General features: G+C 66.6%; 13 protein-coding genes. 5 read left to right on the top strand and 8 right to left on the bottom strand.

Translation table 11 applies throughout. The annotated features are described in order from the left end of the window. Nucleotide 1: 1 nt before the first annotated feature. From PMO31116_RS21070 to PMO31116_RS21055, 4 genes are all read right to left on the bottom strand, one after another. Complete coding sequence (locus PMO31116_RS21070; RefSeq protein WP_246185416.1) at nucleotides 2–1,723, bottom strand: ABC transporter permease subunit; 1,722 nt, start codon at nucleotides 1,721–1,723, stop codon at nucleotides 2–4. An 84-nt stretch (nucleotides 1,724–1,807) separates the two neighbouring features. Beyond that, nucleotides 1,808–2,920, bottom strand: coding sequence for an ABC transporter ATP-binding protein (locus tag PMO31116_RS21065; RefSeq protein ID WP_023597092.1), 1,113 nt, complete (start codon nucleotides 2,918–2,920; stop codon nucleotides 1,808–1,810). 45 nt (nucleotides 2,921–2,965) lie between these two features. Then, nucleotides 2,966–4,009, bottom strand: coding sequence for an ABC transporter substrate-binding protein (locus PMO31116_RS21060; RefSeq protein ID WP_150568417.1), 1,044 nt, complete (start codon nucleotides 4,007–4,009; stop codon nucleotides 2,966–2,968). Between the two features lie 217 nt (nucleotides 4,010–4,226). Continuing rightward, nucleotides 4,227–5,663, bottom strand: a complete 1,437-nt coding sequence (locus PMO31116_RS21055; RefSeq protein WP_150568401.1) for an FAD-binding oxidoreductase — start codon at nucleotides 5,661–5,663, stop codon at nucleotides 4,227–4,229. Nucleotides 5,664–5,941: 278 nt separating this feature from the next. Here PMO31116_RS21055 and PMO31116_RS21050 point away from each other — a divergent pair, with 278 nt between their 5' ends. The 5 genes from PMO31116_RS21050 to PMO31116_RS21030 all read left to right on the top strand — a co-directional run bounded on the left by PMO31116_RS21050 (nucleotide 5,942) and on the right by PMO31116_RS21030 (nucleotide 13,036). Next, nucleotides 5,942–7,417, top strand: a complete 1,476-nt coding sequence (locus PMO31116_RS21050; protein ID WP_150568400.1) for an aldehyde dehydrogenase family protein — start codon at nucleotides 5,942–5,944, stop codon at nucleotides 7,415–7,417. 141 nt (nucleotides 7,418–7,558) lie between these two features. Then, a complete protein-coding gene (locus PMO31116_RS21045; RefSeq protein ID WP_150568399.1) occupies nucleotides 7,559–8,317 on the top strand; it encodes an SDR family oxidoreductase in 759 nt (252 codons plus the stop codon). A gap of 157 nt (nucleotides 8,318–8,474) precedes the next feature. Beyond that, entirely contained in the window at nucleotides 8,475–9,791 is a 1,317-nt protein-coding gene (locus tag PMO31116_RS21040) for an MFS transporter (protein ID WP_246185415.1), read from the top strand. Nucleotides 9,792–9,936: 145 nt separating this feature from the next. Next, complete coding sequence (locus PMO31116_RS21035; protein ID WP_150568398.1) at nucleotides 9,937–11,445, top strand: MDR family MFS transporter; 1,509 nt, start codon at nucleotides 9,937–9,939, stop codon at nucleotides 11,443–11,445. 226 nt (nucleotides 11,446–11,671) lie between these two features. Then, a complete protein-coding gene (locus tag PMO31116_RS21030) occupies nucleotides 11,672–13,036 on the top strand; it encodes a hypothetical protein (RefSeq protein WP_150568397.1) in 1,365 nt (454 codons plus the stop codon). Between the two features lie 90 nt (nucleotides 13,037–13,126). Here PMO31116_RS21030 and PMO31116_RS21025 read toward each other — a convergent pair whose 3' ends face one another. From PMO31116_RS21025 to hemC, 4 genes are read right to left on the bottom strand one after another with little or no spacing between them, the layout of a single operon-like run. After that, nucleotides 13,127–14,299, bottom strand: coding sequence for a heme biosynthesis protein HemY (locus tag PMO31116_RS21025; protein ID WP_150568396.1), 1,173 nt, complete (start codon nucleotides 14,297–14,299; stop codon nucleotides 13,127–13,129). Between the two features lie 10 nt (nucleotides 14,300–14,309). Next, nucleotides 14,310–15,473, bottom strand: coding sequence for a uroporphyrinogen-III C-methyltransferase (locus PMO31116_RS21020; RefSeq protein WP_174971665.1), 1,164 nt, complete (start codon nucleotides 15,471–15,473; stop codon nucleotides 14,310–14,312). Then, complete coding sequence (locus tag PMO31116_RS21015; RefSeq protein WP_174971645.1) at nucleotides 15,460–16,377, bottom strand: uroporphyrinogen-III synthase; 918 nt, start codon at nucleotides 16,375–16,377, stop codon at nucleotides 15,460–15,462. The genes PMO31116_RS21020 and PMO31116_RS21015 overlap by 14 nt, the downstream gene beginning before the upstream one ends. Before the next feature lie 44 nt (nucleotides 16,378–16,421). After that, nucleotides 16,422–17,390: a hydroxymethylbilane synthase gene (hemC, locus tag PMO31116_RS21010; protein ID WP_150568393.1), complete on the bottom strand. Its 969-nt coding sequence runs from the start codon at nucleotides 17,388–17,390 to the stop codon at nucleotides 16,422–16,424. Nucleotides 17,391–17,415: the final 25 nt, after the last annotated feature.

The raw sequence follows: 17,415 nt of genomic DNA, 5'->3' as shown, positions 1-17,415 counted from the left end.
ATCAGGTCGCGAGACTGCGCCGGCGCAGACGCTCGGCCACCCAGATGAGTGCGGCAATGAAAAGGAACAGACACGTGGAGACGGCCGCGATGACCGGCGAAATCTGCATCGTGATCTCGTCCCAGAACTGCTTGGGCAGCGTGGTCGACAGTCCGCCCGACGTGAATAGCGCTATCGTGAGTTCGTCGAACGACGTGGCGAACGCGAACAGGAACGACGACAGCAGCCCCGCGCCGAGAATCGGGAACGTCACGCGACGCAGGGTCGCCCACGGGCGCGCGCCCAGGCTGTAGGCCGCCAGGTCGAGACGCGTGTCGTAGTTGCGCAGCACGGCCATCATCGTGATGACGACGTACGGCACCGCCACGACCGTGTGCGCAAGCGTCAACCCCACGCTGGAGCCGACCAGGCCGACTTTGGCGAAGAAATAGAACACGCCCACGGCGAGGATCATGCGCGGCACCACGATCGGCGCGAGCACGAAGGCGAGCATGGCCGACTTGCCGCGCATGCCGCCACGCACCAGCAGGAAGGCAGCCGGCGTGCCGATCAGCATCGACAGCAATCCGGCGCCGATGCCCACCAGCATCGAGCGCGTCACCGCCTGCATCCACAGCGGGGATTCCCAGATCTGCTGGTACCACTGGAGCGAGAAGCCCTTCGGCGGCCAGGCGAGCCCGGAAGCCGAGTCGAACGACATCGGAATCATCAGCAGCGCGGGAGCGGCGAGAAACACCACCAGCAGGAACACGACGACGCGAAGCACGAGACCATCGCCCTGCTCCCGCTGGCTGCGAGGCAGCGCGCGCAGCAGCAGATCGGTCGCGTGGCCCAGCGCCGTGAGCACCGTTTCCCCGAGCACACGGGTCCAGCCGCCGCGTCGCTTGCCAGCCTTCACGTCGCCCGCGCCGCCAGCCATCGTCGAGAGGCCAACCATGCGGTCGTAGATAAAGAACACCGCGAGCACCACCGCCAGCAGCAGCACCGAGATCGCGCCGGCGAAGCCCCAGTTCAACGCCTGCATCACCTGGTCGATGATGAGCTGGGTGATCATCGTTTCATGGCGACCGCCAAGCAGCGTCGGTGTGATGAAGAAGCCGATGGAGGTCACGAAGACCATCAGCGCGCCGGCGGCCACACCGGGCAGCGACAATGGGAAGTAAACCCGCCAGAACACCGTTCCCGGACGTGCGCCCAGCGTCGACGCCGCGCTCGGCAGACGACGGTCGATGTTCTCCATGACCGAGAGCATCGTGAGCACGGCCAGCGGCATCAGCGCGTGCACCATGCCGAGCACCACGGCCGGAAAGCTGTAGAGCAGCGAGAGCGGCGCGTCGATCAGGCCCAGGTCGAGCAACGTGCGGTTGATCACGCCATTGCGCCCGAGCAGCACCACCCATGCGAACGTGCGCACGAGGAAGCTGGTCCAGAACGACAGCAGCAGCCAGAACAGCAGGCGCTGCTTGCGCGCACCGCTCAGGGTGGAGAGACGATAGGCGATCGGGTAGCCCGTGAGCACCGAGAAGAAGGTCGTGTACAGCGAGACCTTCAGCGTGATGAGCAACACTTCGACATACACCGACGAGGCGAACAGGCGCTGGTACTCGACCAGGGTGAAGCCGCCTTCGCCACGAATGCTGAGAAGCAACAGCTGACCGACCGGGTAAATCAGCATGACCGCCAGCAGAATGACGATCGGCGCGGCCATGAGTAGCGGGCGCATGCGCGCTCGCCACGGCGATCGGCGCGGCGCGGGGTGGACGGGCTGGGAGGACGAGGGACGAACCACGGCGGAGGCACTCATGGCTTACCCCGCGATCGCCACGGCGTCGTCGGCACGCCACGCGAGACCGAGCGTCTGGCCGATCTCGAAGCGGTTGCCCTGACGATGCGTGGGAAACGCCGCCACCAGCGACTTGCCGGCGTCGCCGTCGGTGAGCGCCGATTGCAGGTAGAGCTTGGTCATGCCGCCAGTGACCATGATGTCGGTGAGCCTGGCCGAAATCGTGGCCATGCCGTCGGCCGCAGGCTGCCCGTCGTGGATGTGCAGGTTCTGCGGACGCAGCATCAGCTTGACCGGACGGCCGCGCTCGACCTGCGGGTCGTAGACCATGGCGCCGGCGCCGAGCGAGCCCTGCACGCCGGGCATGGCCACGCGAACCTGATCGCCCGCGCGCTCGAGCACGGTGGCGTCGAGCAGGTTGGACTCGCCGAGGAAGTCGGCCACGAACACGCTCTTCGGACGGAAGTACAGATCGTCCGGCGTGCCGAGTTGAGCGATTTCGCCCGCGTTCATCAGGCAGATGCGGTCCGACATCGTCATCGCTTCTTCCTGATCGTGCGTGACATACACGATGGTGGTGCCGAGCTCGCGGTGAATGCGCTTGATCTCGAGCTGCATGTGATCGCGCAGCTTCTTGTCGAGCGCGCCGAGCGGCTCGTCCATCAGGATGATGGACGGCCGGTACACCATGCATCGCGCGAGCGCGATACGTTGTTGCTGGCCACCCGAGAGCTCGCGCGGATAGCGCTCCGCCACGTGCGGCAGATGCACCATTTCCAGCGCGTCCATGACCCTCTTGCGTGCGGCCTGTGCGTCGGTGCGACGCATCTGCAACGGGAAGGCAATGTTCTCCGCGACCGTCATGTGCGGAAACAGCGCGTAGTTCTGGAACACCATGCCGATGTCGCGTTCGTACGGCGCGCCGTACGTGACATCGGTCCCGTTGATGCGAATGGCGCCGGCGTCGGGCTGCGACAGACCCGCGATGAGCGAGAGCAAGGTGGTCTTGCCCGAGCCGCTGGGCCCGAGCAAGGTCAGGAATTCGCCCTGGGCGACATCGAGGTCGGTCGGTGCGAGCGCGACGAAATCGCCGTAGCGCTTGGACAGGCCCGACACCTGGAGATTGGCAATGGTCATGAGATCAGCACCCCATAAAACATGAAACGAAACGGCAGGTGAGGATCAGGTCAGGATCCAGCGATTGAAGCGTTCGAGCGCGGCACTCTGGTTCTGCTGCCAGAACTGCGCGTTAATGTGCACGCCGCTCTTCATGTTCTCGGGGAACGTGGGGCAGTTTTTCGCGATTTCCGGCTTCACGTAGTTGAACGCTTCCGGTTGCGTGAGGCCGGCCGGGAAGAACTTCACCAGTTCGGCCTGACGCTTCGGATCGCTCGCGAATTTGATGAACTCGCGGCAGGCGGGCGCATTCGGCGTGCCCTTGAGGATCGACCAGTTATCGCAGCCCCAGATGTTCTGGTTCCACACGATCTCGACCGGCGCGCCGTTGGCCTGCGCCGATTGCGCGCGCGAGGCCCACGTGGCCACCATGTCCACTTCGCCCGAGCCGAGCATCTGCTCGACCTGCGCGCCCGTGGTCCACCACACCGCCACCTGCTTGGCGACCTTGTCCAGGCTCTTGAACGCCCGGTCGAAGTCGCACGGGTACACCGAGCCCGGTGCCACGCCGTCGGCGAGCAGCGCTTCCTCGATCGTGTCGAACGGATACTTGCGCAGCGAGCGCCGGCCCGGGAAGTCCTTCACGTTCCACAGATCCGCCCACGACGACGGTGCCTTGCGGCCCTTGAACGCGTCGGTGCGATACGCAAGCACGGTCGAATAGATGTTGGTGCCCACCCCGAACGGCGACATGTACTGCTTGGGAATCTTGGCGATGGTCGGATCCGACTCGAGGCCGTGGCGCTCCAGATATTCCTTGCCGCCCCCGGTCAGCAACAGGATCGCGGGCTGGCTGATCTTGGCCATGTCCCACGTGTAGCTGCCGGCCTCGACCATGCTCTTGATCTGCGCGGTGGGCTCGGCGTTGGCCTGCACACCCACGACCTCGATGCCGGTCGCCTTGGCGAACGGCTTGTAGAACACGGCGTCATAAGCCTTGGTGTAAATCCCGCCATCGTCGCGCACCACGATGCGCTTGGAGGCGGCGCGCGAAGGCGTCCACACGAACGGGAAAGCCACGGCCGTGGCGCCGAGCAGCGCGGTCTTCATGGCCGTGCGGCGGCCCGGTTGTGCGAGCGTCGCTGCGTTGTCGGCGGTGGTATCGAGCGGGCTTGCGGAGGTCTTGCGTTTCATCATGGTCTCCGGTCTTGGCTGGGAGGGTGGGCGCGGCAGCGGAGCGCAGAGGCACAGCCGCCGCGCGCGCAGTTATGGCAAAACAAACAGCAAAACGTTGACGTGGTCCCGAGGCCCTCGCGGGCCCGGGGGTTCAGGGAACGAGGCGCCCCGGGTTAAGCAACTGGTTCGGATCGAGCGCCGCCTTCACGCGGTGCATGAGCGCGAGTTCGGCGGGCGACTTGTAGCGCGCCATGAGCGGCAGGCCCGTCTGGCCCACGCCGTGCTCCGCGCTGAACGTGCCCGACAGGCGCGCCGCCACGTCGTTCACGCAGGCGCGCATCGCGTCGCCCATCGCGGCACTGTCAGCCAGCGCGTCCCAGTCGTCGAACGAAAACATTGGAATGAAGTGCACGTTGCCGTCGCCCATGTGGCCGACCACGGCAATGTCGAGGCCCGGCACGATCGCTTGCACGGCGCGGGTTGCCGCGTCGATGAACGCCGGCACGCTCGACACCGGCACGGCGCAATCGGTCGTCAGGCCGACCGCGGCCTTCTTGTTGGCTTCGCTCACGCTGTGGCGCACTTCCCACAGGTCGGCGCGCTGCGTCTCGTTCGCCGCGATGACCGCGTCTTCCACCAGTCCCCGCTCGATGGCCTCGCCCAGCGTTTCGGTCAGCACGGCCTCGAGCCCTTCGGCGTCGCGCGTGTCGCCCAGTTCCACGAGCACATGCCAGTCATGCGCCCCGCCGAGCGGATTGCGACGATTCGGTACATTGGCGAGCACCAGTTCAAGCTGATGGCGATTCATGATTTCGAACGCCGACAGACGCGAGCCGCAGGCGTTCTGGAACATGCCCAGAATCTGTCCGGCAGCGGCGGGATCGCGTGGCGCGAACCAGGCGAGCGCGTGATGCGTGGGCAACGGATGCAGTTTGAGAGCGGCCGCCGTGATGATGCCCAGCGTGCCCTCGGCACCGATGAACAGTTGCTTGAGATCGATGCCGGTATTGTCCTTGCGCAGCGCGCGCAGGCCGTTCCAGATCGTCCCGTCGGCCAGCACGACTTCGAGGCCGAGAACGTTTTCGCGCGTGTTGCCGTAACGCAGCACGCTCGTGCCACCCGCATTCGTCGAAAGCGTGCCCCCGATCTGACACGATCCCTCCGCGCCGAGACTGACCGGGTACAGACGCCCCGCCGCGGCGGCAGTGTCCTGCACGGTTTTCAGAATGCACCCGGCTTCGACGACCATGGACCCGTTGGCGGCATCGACGTCGCGAATCTGACGCATGCGCGCGAGGTTGAGAATGACCGGCGCCGCGCCGACCGCAGGCGGCACCGCGCCGCCGCAAAGACTCGTATTCCCGCCCTGCGGCAGGATCGGCACCCCCGCCGCCGCGCACAGCTTCACGACGTCGCTCACCTGCGCGGTCGACGACGGCAGCACGACACACAATGCCTCGCCACGATAACGCCCGCGCCAGTCTTCGGTGTATCCGGCAGTGTCGGAAGCCTCACCGAGCACGGCGGTGGCGCCGAGCGCGTCCTGCAATCGAGAGACCAACGTGCCGCGCGTTACTGCATTGTTCATTGCTGCCTACTCCGAAGGAACACGATTGCCCTGAAACGCCTTGGCCGTCGGGGGTTGCCACGGTCTCCACGACCCTGGTCCTCGGCCTGTCGTACTCAACCGAGCGCCCGTCTGGCGATTTGATGTGATCAAGGATAGGCGAGAAAAAATTGCAATAAAATAGCTTTAATTGCAATGCAATTGTTTTAGGTGTTTATGCGGATGCACCTGATACGACCGTCAACGCTGTCGCGAGTTAAGTGATAATGGCTCCACCCTTTACACGAGGTGCCGTCGACATGCCCGAAGCTACACACTTCATCGGCAATCAATGGGTCGCGCCCGCAAGACGGGCCGCCGGTTCTGCCACTTCCGCCAGTGCGGCCAATGCCGTCATCCCCGTCATCGATCCTTCCGACGGCCAGCCCTTTGCCGAAATCGCCCGAGGCGACGCCGAAGACATCGACCGCGCCGTGCAAGCCGCGCGCGCCGCGTTCGAGGGCGATTGGGGACGCACGTCCGCCGCCGAGCGGGGGCGCATGCTTCAAAGCTTCGCCAGCCTGCTCGCCAGGCATCAGGAAGACCTCGCGCAACGCGAAGCGCGCGACACCGGCAAACCGCTGAAGCAGGCGCGCGCCGATGCGGCGGCGATCGTTCGCTACTTCGAGTTCTACGCCGGTGCCGCCGACAAACTGCACGGCGAGACGATTCCATACCAGCAGGGCTTCACCGTCTTCACCGTGCGCGAGCCGCATGGTGTGACGGGGCACATCATTCCGTGGAACTACCCTCTGCAGATCTTCGGGCGCAGCGTGGCCGCCGCGCTCGCGACCGGCAACGCGTGCGTGGTCAAGCCGGCCGAGGACGCCTGCCTCTCGCTGCTGCGCGTGGCGGAGCTCTCGCTAGAGGCCGGCCTGCCGCCGGGAGCGCTCAACATCGTCACGGGGTACGGCGCGGAAGCGGGTGCCGCACTTGCCCGGCATCCCGGCATCGACCACATCTCGTTTACCGGCTCGCCCGCGACCGGAACGCTCATATCGCAGATGGCGGCCGAGCACCACACGCCGGTCACGCTGGAGCTGGGCGGCAAGTCGCCGCAGATCATCTTCGCCGACGCCGACATGGACGCCGTACTGCCGGTGGTGGTGAACGCCATCGTGCAGAACGCGGGACAGACCTGCTCGGCCGGCAGCCGCCTGCTGGTCGAGCGCGATGCCTACGAAACCGTGCTCGCGCATCTGGCCGAGGCGTTCGCCCATCTTCGCGTCGGGCCGTCGCATGACGATCTCGATCTGGGGCCGCTCATCAACGCACGACAACAGCAACGCGTGTGGGACTTCCTGTCCGAAGCACAGCATGACGGCATCGCCGTCATGTCGCAGGGCGAGGTGATCGGCAGTGCGCCGCAGGCGGGGTTCTATCAGGCTCCGATGCTGTTGCGCGACGTGCCGCCCACTCACCGCCTCGCTCGCGAGGAGGTGTTCGGACCGGTGCTCGCCGCCATGCCGTTTACCGACGAAGCCGACGCCGTGCGACTCGCCAACGGCACCCCCTACGGGCTGGCGGCCGGCGTCTGGACGCGCGACGGCGGCCGACAGTTGCGACTCGCCCGGGCAATCCGCGCGGGGCAGGTCTTCATCAACAACTACGGCGCGGGCGGCGGCGTGGAGCTGCCGTTCGGCGGCATGAAACACTCCGGGCACGGGCGCGAAAAAGGGTTTGAAGCGCTGTATGGCTTCACCACGCTCAAGACGGTCGCCATCCGGCACGGGTGATTCGCGGCCCGCGCCCCTCGAAACCTCGAAAAAGCGCGCGGCTCGACATCCGGCGCCCCGTGCCTGCCCTGTCTGGGCCGATCCGGCCGGGGTCATGCACGCGGGCGCCGCGTTCATCACAGGCAACTCAGGAGACAAGGCATGCGTTTGCAAGACAAAGTCGCCATCGTCACCGGCGCGGGCTCCGGCTTCGGCGAGGGTATCGCCAAGACCTTCGCACGCGAAGGCGCGGCCGTCATCGTGAACGATCTGAACCGGGAGGCCGGAGAGCGTGTCGCGAACGAAATTACCCACGCCGGGGGGCGCGCCGCCTTCGTATACGGCGACGTGTCGCGCGAGGAGGATCATGTCACCCTGCTCGACGAAGCCGTCACCCGCTTCGGTCAGCTCGACGTCGTAGTCAACAACGCGGGCACCACGCATCGCAACAAGCCGATGCTCGAAGTGACAGAGGCCGAATTCGACCGAGTCTATGCGGTCAACGTCAAAAGCATTTTCTGGAGCGCACGCGCGGTCATGCCCTACTTCCAGCAGCGCGGGGGCGGGGTGATGATCAACATCGCGTCGACGGCCGGTGTGCGCCCGCGCCCGGGACTCGTCTGGTACAACGGCAGCAAGGGTGCCGTCATTACCGCCAGCAAGGCCATGGCCGCCGAGTTCGGCCCGCGCAATATCCGGGTGAACTGCGTCAATCCGGTCATCGGCGATACCGGCCTGACCGCGGAGTTCATGGGCGTGCCCAACACCCCCGAGAATCGCGCCAAATTCCTCGCCGGCATTCCGCTCGGGCGCTTTTCCACTCCGCAGGACATCGCCAACGCTTGCCTCTACCTCGCGAGCGACGACGCCGCCTTCATCACCGGCGTTTGCCTGGAAGTCGACGGCGGGCGCTGCATCTGAGCCGCCGCCCGTTACCGCATGCCTTAACTGGTCTGTCACCCCGCAGTCGTCGTACCCGCAGTCGTCACACTCGCAGTCGTCGTACCCGCAGTCGTCGTACTCGTTACCGGATTCACACCATAAAGAGACACACCACGTCAAACCGGAGGAGATTCGTATGAACAGCGTTCCGACGCCCCCGTCGCCGATGACCGATGCGCCATCGGCGGATTTCGAAGCGGCCACCTACCGCAAGGTCGGCTGGCGGCTGATTCCGTTTCTGCTGCTTTGCTATGTGGTTGCTTACCTCGACCGTGTGAACGTGGGCTTCGCCAAGTTGCAGATGGTCGGCGACCTGAAGTTCTCCGAGACCGTGTTCGGCCTCGGCGCGGGCATCTTCTTCATCGGCTACTTCATCTTCGAGGTGCCGAGCAATGTGATCCTGCACCGCGTGGGCGCGCGCGTGTGGATTGCGCGCATCATGATTTCGTGGGGCATCATCTCGGGCGCGACGATGTTCGTCACCACCCCGTCGATGTTCTACGTCATGCGATTCCTGCTCGGTGTGGCCGAAGCGGGCTTCTTCCCCGGCATCATTCTGTACATCACGTACTGGTACCCCGCGTCGCGCCGCGGGCGCATGACCGCGTGGTTCATGACGGCCGTGGCGATCTCGGGACTCGTGGGCGGGCCGCTCTCGGGCTGGATTCTCAAGGACATGAGCGGCGTGAACGGGCTCGCCGGCTGGCAATGGATGTTCCTGCTCGAGGCCATCCCGTCGGTGGTGATCGGCATTGCCGTGCTGTTCGTGCTCGACGACCGCATCCGCGACGCGAAGTGGCTCGACGACGCCGAGAAGACCATGCTCGAGCGCAACATTGCCAGCGACGTGCTGACCAAGGAAGACCTGCCGCTCAGCCAGGTGTTCTCCAGCGGGCGCGTGTGGATGATGAGCCTGATCTACTTCTCGTTCGTAATCGGCCTGTACGGTGTGGGCTTCTGGCTGCCGACGATCATCAAGGGCACCGGCGTGACGGACCCGCTGCAGATCGGCCTGCTCACTGCGATTCCCTACTTCTTCGCGGTCATCGCCATGGTCGTGGTCGGGCGTCGCTCGGACCTGCGCGGCGAACGCCGCTGGCACATTGCGATTCCCGCCTTCCTCGGCGCCGTCGGCCTGTTCCTGTCGACCACCTGGAGCCACAACACGCAACTCGCCATGGTCGCGCTCACCCTCGCCACAATGGGCATCATGGTCGTGCTGCCCCTGTTCTGGAGCCTGCCCACGGCGTTTCTCGGCGGCACTGCCGCGGCAGCCGGCATCGCGATGATCAACTCGCTGGGGAACCTCGCGGGCTTCGTCGGCCCGTACCTGATCGGCTTTCTCAAGGACGCCACGCAAAGCACCAATAGCGGCATGTTCCTGCTCACCGCCTTCATGGTGCTCGGCGGACTCCTCACGCTCTCGGTCCCGGCGCGCCTCGTCAACCGATGACGCCGCACCGGATCGACTGACGAAACCTCGTCTCGACCGCCGAGACCGAGGTGCCACGGGGTGGCTGGCCGCGCTGCCACCATCGGAGTAACATGTCTGAGGCCGTCCTCTCCGGGACGGCCTGTTTTTTGCCCCCCGACTCCGCATGCCCGCCAACGACTCCCAGACGACGCCGGCCGGCGTCTCCCTCACGCCTGCCGAGGTCAAGCAGATCCTCTCGGGACTGCTGCTCATCATGTTCCTCGGCTCGCTCGACCAGACCATCGTCGCGCCCGCGCTGCCCACCATTGCGCGGGATCTGGGGAGCTTCGACGCGGTGTCTTGGGTGGTGACCGCCTATCTGCTCTCGTCGACCGCGATCACGCCCATCGTTGGCAAACTCTCGGATCTGTTCGGGCGACGCGTCGTCATCGCCGTGAGCGTGGCGGTCTTTCTCGTGGGATCGGTGCTGTGCGCGCTGGCGCCGAACATGCTCATACTGATCGTCGCGCGCGGCGTGCAGGGGCTCGGCGGCGGCGGGCTCATCGCGTTGTCGAACACCGTGATCGCGGACATCGTCTCGCCTCGCGAGCGGGGGCGGTACCAGGGCTATATCTCGGGCATGTTCGCCGTCTCCGGCGTTGCCGGTCCGGTCACGGGCGGGGTGTTCGCGCAGTACCTGAACTGGACGCTCATCTTCTGGATCAACCTCCCGCTCGGGCTGCTCGCCATCTACCTGAGCGATCGCGCGCTGCGCCGCCTGCCGCGCCGCGAGGGCCGTCCGAGCATCGATTACCTCGGCTCCGTGTTGCTGATCGTCGCCACCGTGTGTCTGCTGCTGGCGCTCACGTGGGGCGGGCATCGCTACGACTGGCTGTCGCTGGAGATCGGGGGCCTGGTCGCCGCGTCGGTGGTCGTGGCCGGCGTATTTCTGCGCCACCAACGCTCCGTGCGTGAGCCGTTGCTGCCCTTGGCACTGCTCGCCAACCCGGTGTTTCGCATGACCTCGACCATGGCGGTGCTCGTCATGATGGTCAACATCAGTATCGGCATTTATGTGCCGCTCTACCTCCAGTTGCAACGTGGCGAGTCCGCGAGCCGCTCCGGGCTGATGCTGATTCTGCCGCTGCTGGGCATCGTGGTCGGCGCGCTCAGTGCCGGGCATTACATGCGCGCCACGGGGCACTACAAGCGTCCGCCCCAGATCGGGCTGCCGGTGGCGTTTCTGGGCCTGGCGGTCATCGCCCTGGGCGTGCAGTCGCTGCCACTGGTGGTCATTGCGCTCTGTCTCGCGCTCGTGGGCATCGGCTTCGGTTCGGCCATGCCGGTCATGACGGTGGCGACCCAGAACGCCGTCGCGCCGCGCGATATCGGTATCGCCACGGCCGCGCATGCGTTCTTCCGCGCCCTGGGCGGCATGATCGGCGTCGCCATGTTCGGCGCCCTGATCGTCGGCTTGCTGGTCTCGGGAGACGGTGGCGCACCACGCGAGCTGACCGATTTTCTGCGTCCGGGCGGCGCGCCGGCGGGCATGGAAAGTCATCTGCGGCTCGCATTCGGCGCCTTCTTCGCCGGCAGCGCATTCATCGCGGCACTGGCCATCGTCGCCTTGAGCCGCCTGCCGGAATTGCCGCTGCGACAGAGCTCGGGCAACGAAGCCACGGCTATCGAGTAGCGACAACGGCGCCAATTGCGCCCGGCGTATTGCATAAGGCGTAAGGCGCACGGCGACGGACGCGCGCGCGACATGGCAGCGGCGCAAGTTCTCGTGGCGGCCATGGCGAGCCCGCTCCGGCATATGTGACTTGTCCGCGGATCGGTCGGACGCAATGTGAAAGTCGCACGGCTCGATTGCGTCGCACAGTGAGCGCTCCCTCAGCCTCCAGGAAGAGACGCTCACGATGTTCCTGTCGCCCGCCTCCACGCCCCGTTCCAGCACGTCCGGCTCGTCCGGCCCCGCAGCAGCCAGCCCCGCGTCGGCGCCGCCCGAAGCCGACCGCCGCGCGCGCACCACGCCCCGGTCGCCGTTCGTTAAGGACTTCCATGCGCTCGCGCACGGCGCGTGCGCGAACGACGGGCCCATGGCGGCGCCCGAGAGTGCTGCGCCAGGACTGATGCTCCCGCCGAAGGCGGTGCGCGTCATCAAACGTCGCAACGCCATCGACCTGGGCGACTTCGCGTCCGGGTACGCGCCGACATTGAAGCGAGGACTGCCGTCACCCCAAGCGCCCCACGCCCGCCATGTGCCACATGCGACACACAGCACGCCAGGTACCACCTCGCTCCACGGCAACCCGTCGCTCGAACTCACACTCGGCAAGTTGTCCGACACGGAGGCGTCCCCCGAGGCGCGTGCAGCCGTCTCCCACTTCCTGCGCACCGCGGACTACCCGGCAGCACGCGACGTGCTCGAAGGCCTGATCCGCCGGCATGCCGAGCAACAGACAACGCATGGCTGGTTGCAAGGCTTCGAATCGCTGTATGCGCTGGCGCTGGACTTCGAACCGCGCATGATTACCGCGGCGAGCGACGGCCTGCTGAGGCAAAGCGGAGACAGCGTCGCGCTTGCGACCGACCTGGCGATGGCGAGTGTGAACGAGCGGTTTCTCGGACTGCTGGCCACACGGCTTGCCTTCCTGCGGCAAATGCCGCACACGGCAAGGTCCCGCGAGTGGCGGCATATTCATGATGGCGTGGGGCGGTGCGGCGAACTCGCCGGCCCGCCTTCAGTGACCGCGCTCGCCCATGCGATCGAGAGTCTGCCCGAGCAGGACCGCGCCGATGCCTGCCTGAGGATCGCCAACGATATCTCGCATCTCGCCGGGCTCTGCGACAGTCGCGAACTGGTGAGCGCGCTCCTGCGCCACGCGCCCGCGAGCGCCCGCCACGAGGTGACGAACGCTGTCATCGACGGTGCGCTCGAGTCGGACAACGCCGGCACCCTCATTTCTGCGCTCACGACGATCCACGAGAACCTGCAAATGCTGCATGCGGTCGATGCGTCGGCGCTGATGAAGCGCATGGCGGACATCGCGGCATTGCAGGACAGCTATGACGACCTCGATCTCGCCTATGCGGATTGCATCGCGTTGCTGAGTGGATTGCGCCGGGCGAGTGAGGGCGACCCTCGCGTCTACGCGCGACCGCCGCTCGACGACCTGCTCGCCGCCACCTTCGCCATGTACTATCAGTTCACCTTCGGCGGTGGCGCCTCGGGCGCACTGCCGATGCTGCCGGCGTCGCCCGCGTTGTCTGAGCCCGGCTAATTCGACGCGACGCTGCCTCACGCGCAAAAAAACACCCGCATTGCGCGGGTGTCTCGATCGGGATGGCGCGTTTGCCACCGGGCTTTCCGCTCAGGCAGTCGCGCAAGCGCGGTAGTGACGGTTAGCTTGCTCCATCTGGCCCAGCCCTTCGAAGAGCTGCGCAAGCGCCAGATGCACGCGTTGCTGCAAATGACGGTCGTCGGTGTGACGCAGCGCCCCTTCCAGGAAAGTCTGTGCCTTGCCCCACAGACGCTGGTGCTGACACAGCTTGCCCAGCACGTAGAGCAGGTCGGGATCGTTCGGGTGACGTTGCTGCCAGGCTTCCGCCTTCTGGATCAGCGGCAACGCATCGCCACCCGCGCACTCGGCGTAGCGGCGCAGCAGACGCGCATCCCAGTGCTCGGCGAGCGCGGCCTCGACGATGTCGCGCGCCTCGCGCGGACGATCGAGCGCGACGAGCAATTCGGCCGCCACGTCGGCAATGCGCGATGACGTCCGTGCATCGGCCGGCAGCGCTTGCCAGCACTTGAGCAGCGCGTCGGCATCGTGACGGTGATCGCGCAAAATGCCTTCGCTGGCCGTTTGCTTGAGCTTGGCAGCGAGCGCCGGATGCAACGCCTCGCGCTTTTCCAGCATCTTGAGCAGTCCCAGCACTTCGGGCCAGTGTTTCAGATGCTGATGCGCACGCAGCGCCACGAGTTGCGCCTGCATGCGACGAGCGCCCTGCGCACGCATTTCCGTGAGGGCGTCAAGGGCGCCCTGCGCATCGCGGGCGTCCACGCGCAGTTCCGCCGTTTGCAGCAGACGCGCTTCTTCCAGATTGGCGCCCTGCGCCTCTTCCAGCCAGGCGTCGCGACGCGCGAACTCGCGCATGCGATGCGCCGCGCGAGCGCCGATGATCGCGGCCACGCCACGATTGTCGTCCTGCTCGGCAGCCTCGCGCGCGGCCTTCTCGGCACGGGTGTAGCGTCCGGCGAAGAGGTTTGCGACGGCGTCGCGCAACGCAATGTTGGCGCGGCGGCTACGCTGGCGATTGCGATACGCCGCCACTCGCTCCGGCATCTTGTAGATGTTGCGCAGCACGCGAATGATGACGTACAGCGCCACGAACAACGCCAGCATCGCCAGCACGAACAGGTTCAGCGATACGTCCACCCGGTAAGGCGGCACCAACATCACCACCTGGCCGTGATTGAACGTGGCCAGCACGGCAAAACCGGCCGCCACCGCGAACAGGAGCGTCAACCAGATCAGTCCTCGCATGCCCGGCTCCTTACGGCTTGTCCTTGACGTCCTTGACCTGACCGATGGCGGTCAGGCTGGCGTCAAGGGTCGGCAGTTCGATCGTGCGGGCGCCCGCATCGATCTGGTCGAGCAGCGTCTTGACCGCGGCAATGCGCCGCGACTTGCCGTCGAAGTACTTGTCGAGCGCGGCCTGCGCCACCACCACGTCACCATGCACGGCCGACGCATTGCGCGCGAGCAGCGCCAGGCGCGCATTGAGCAGCCGCAGTTTGAGGTTGGCCCGCAGGAAGGCGCCTTGCTCCGGCGCCACGAGCATCACGTCAGGGTCGTCCAGACGGCGAACCTGCACCAGTTGCTTCAGGCTGCCGAGCATTTCGGATGACAGGCGGTGCCACGTGGCGACCCAGCCCGTCTCCCCCGCCCCGGCGGGGCCGCTGGCGTCCGTCTTTGGTGCGACGCGCTGCTCTTCGGCCTGCAACGGTAGCGTGTCGATCATGGCGATGGCCTGATCGAGTTTGCCGGTCAGTTGCGGCAGATCGGCAGCCGGCACGGCCTTGAGGCGGTCGATGTCCTTCTTCAGCGCGTCGCGCACGCCGGCGAGTTGCGGCGCGCCGGTGCGGGCCAGACGCGCGTCCGCCCCTTCCAGCGCGATGAGCGCACCACGCACGTTGCCGGTGAGCTGCAATTGCTGATTGGCGCTCGTGACGATCTGCTCGGTTTCGGCAAGCACCCATTCGTCACGGTTGTGCGCAAGTTCCTGATAGAGCTGCTCGAGCGCGGCCTGCTGGCTGCGCGAATCGGCCACACGCCCTTCGAGGGCCGTGAGCCGGTTCTGCAAATCACGCTGGTTGTCGAGCGCCTGCGCCGTGCGCACTTGCGCCTGCATCACCTGTGCGTCGCCCGCCTGCTGCCGGCGTGCCATTTCCTGCTGCACGCGGTCGAGCTTCTGGTTGAGCGACCAGCCGCCAATGCCGGCCCCGGCAGACACTAGCACGAAGAGCAGCCACGGTAGCGCCGCCCCCGTGCCCCGACGCTTCTGCGGAGGCTCGGGCGGTTGCCAGGCCGGCACGGCGCCCGCCGTGCCGTAGGTGGCACCGCCCGACGCGGTACTCGCGGTGCTGTTTGACGCCGCCGCGCCGCTCGGCGCCGACGGGTTTTGGGAAGACTCGGGAACGCGATTATCTGTCGTCATGCTTGACTTGAATGGGATCCGCCCATGTTTTGAGTGCCGCCAGCAAGTTCTCGTCGCCGGGCGCGCACTGCGTAATCCTATCAAACCCCGCTGCCCGCGCGGCATCGGCGATGCGCGCATGCGACGTCAAACACGGTGTCGCAAGGATTTGGGCAAGCACCTGCGGGGTGCCCGGCGTGTGCACGCCGTCACGCGTACCGTACCGCGCCGCGAGCAGCGTGGCCAGATGCCGCACCGCTTCTGAGCTCGTAAGCACCCACACGCACCGCCCCGGCAATGCCAGCCGCGCTTCGAGCGCCGCCCAGGCGAGCGCGTCGGGTTGTGGCGCGCGCCGCGTGTAGGCGCTCACGATATCGACCTGCGCACCGTGCGCGCGCAACGTGTCCGCGAGCAATTCCCGCCCGCCGTCGCCACGCACCAGCAGCACCCGGCGCCCCGCCAGTGCGGCGAGGTCGAGTTGTTCGAGCAACGCCTCCGAATCGAAACGCGCCGCGGGCCCGCCCGGCGGCACGATCACCCGGTGCCGGGGCGGCGCAATGCCCGCCTCGGCGAGCGCCTGCGCACTGCCCGGCCCGACCACCGCCACCGGCAGCGCCTGCGGCCACAGATCGCCGGCATGGGCGTCGGCCGCGTCTCGATTATCGCGAGAATGCAGATGGACGAATCGTGCCAGGGCATGCGCCACGGCATTGGGTGATACAAACACGGTGAGCGCGTAAGCCGGGAGCGAACGCAGCGCGCGATCGAGCGCCGAGAGCGAGGCAGCGTCCGTCTGCGCAGCGATGTGCAGCAACGGAAACGCCAGCGTGTCGATCCCTTCGACGTTCAACGCCCTGGCGAAGCCGTCCGCCTGGCCGTCGGGACGCGTGAGAATCGCGCAAAGCGCGCCGGACGCGCCGGACACGCGGACCCCGGCCGCGACGGGAGGCATTGCCGGTGCGCGCGAGCTCAAACGGGTGGGTCCTTGAGGTCGGACGGCGGCACCAACGCCAGTCCGCCCGCATCGATCAGTTCCTGCGCCACTCGCCGGCCGAGTGCTTCAGCACCGGCCACGTCGCCTTCGGCAACGTTCGCGGCGCCTTGTGCGCTCAGCACCGTGGCGCCGTCGGTCGACGCGATGAAAGCGCGCAACGCCAGTTCGCCCTGCGCGGTGAATTCGGCGAATGCGCCCAGCGGCACCTGACACGAGCCGCCCAGGGCCCGCGACACGGCACGCTCCGCGCTCACGGCCAGCGTGGTGCGGGCGTGATGCAGCGGCGCAAGCCATTGCAGGATGTCCTGGCGTCCGGCCCGAACCTCGATGCCGAGCGCACCCTGCCCGGCGGCAGGCAGGCTCGCCGTGGTGGGAATGACCGCGCGGATGCGCGCCCCGAGGCCGAGCCGCTTGAGGCCCGCCGCCGCAAGGATGATCGCTGCGAAATCGCCGCGGTCGAGCTTCCCCAGGCGCGTGTCGAGGTTGCCCCGCAACGGTGCGACCTTGAGGTGCGGATAACGGGTGCGCAGACTCACTTCGCGGCGCAGGCTGGAGGTGCCGACCACCGCCCCGGCGGGCAATGCGTCGAGGCTGTCGTAGTCGTTGCTCACGAAGGCGTCGCACGGATCCTCGCGATCGAGCACCGCAGCAAGAGCGAAGCCTTCGGGCAACTGCATCGGCACGTCCTTGAGGGAATGCACCGCGAGATCGGCACGGCCGTCGGCCAGGGCGAGTTCGAGTTCCTTCACGAACAGCCCCTTGCCGCCGACCTTCGCCAGCGAGCGGTCGAGAATCTGATCGCCTCGGGTCGTCATTCCGAGAATACTGACGCGGCACTGCGGATATAATTTGTGCAGCGCGTCACGCACGTGTTCGGCTTGCCACATGGCGAGGCGGCTCTCGCGCGACGCGATCACCAGGGTTTCAGGAGCAGCGAAGTTCATTCAGCAACCGCGTGAATACCAAAAG

The organism is Pandoraea morbifera, from assembly GCF_902459575.1.
In the GTDB taxonomy this organism is placed as follows: domain Bacteria; phylum Pseudomonadota; class Gammaproteobacteria; order Burkholderiales; family Burkholderiaceae; genus Pandoraea; species Pandoraea morbifera.
The sequence above is the reverse complement of the archived record's forward strand: the minus strand, read 5'-3'. Positions and strand labels throughout refer to the sequence as shown.

Excerpts from the sequence above, each read along its gene's own strand:
- PMO31116_RS21070 (WP_246185416.1), bottom strand. The coding sequence starts at position 1,723 with ATGCGCCCGCTACTCATGGCCGCGCCGATCGTCATTCTGCTGGCGGTC.
- PMO31116_RS21065 (WP_023597092.1), bottom strand. The coding sequence starts at position 2,920 with ATGACCATTGCCAATCTCCAGGTGTCGGGCCTGTCCAAGCGCTACGGC.
- PMO31116_RS21060 (WP_150568417.1), bottom strand. The coding sequence starts at position 4,009 with ATGAAGACCGCGCTGCTCGGCGCCACGGCCGTGGCTTTCCCGTTCGTG.
- PMO31116_RS21055 (WP_150568401.1), bottom strand. The coding sequence starts at position 5,663 with ATGAACAATGCAGTAACGCGCGGCACGTTGGTCTCTCGATTGCAGGAC.
- PMO31116_RS21050 (WP_150568400.1), top strand. The coding sequence starts at position 5,942 with ATGCCCGAAGCTACACACTTCATCGGCAATCAATGGGTCGCGCCCGCA.
- PMO31116_RS21045 (WP_150568399.1), top strand. The coding sequence starts at position 7,559 with ATGCGTTTGCAAGACAAAGTCGCCATCGTCACCGGCGCGGGCTCCGGC.
- PMO31116_RS21040 (WP_246185415.1), top strand. The coding sequence starts at position 8,475 with ATGAACAGCGTTCCGACGCCCCCGTCGCCGATGACCGATGCGCCATCG.
- PMO31116_RS21035 (WP_150568398.1), top strand. The coding sequence starts at position 9,937 with ATGCCCGCCAACGACTCCCAGACGACGCCGGCCGGCGTCTCCCTCACG.
- PMO31116_RS21030 (WP_150568397.1), top strand. The coding sequence starts at position 11,672 with ATGTTCCTGTCGCCCGCCTCCACGCCCCGTTCCAGCACGTCCGGCTCG.
- PMO31116_RS21025 (WP_150568396.1), bottom strand. The coding sequence starts at position 14,299 with ATGCGAGGACTGATCTGGTTGACGCTCCTGTTCGCGGTGGCGGCCGGT.
- PMO31116_RS21020 (WP_174971665.1), bottom strand. The coding sequence starts at position 15,473 with ATGACGACAGATAATCGCGTTCCCGAGTCTTCCCAAAACCCGTCGGCG.
- hemC (WP_150568393.1), bottom strand. The coding sequence starts at position 17,390 with ATGAACTTCGCTGCTCCTGAAACCCTGGTGATCGCGTCGCGCGAGAGC.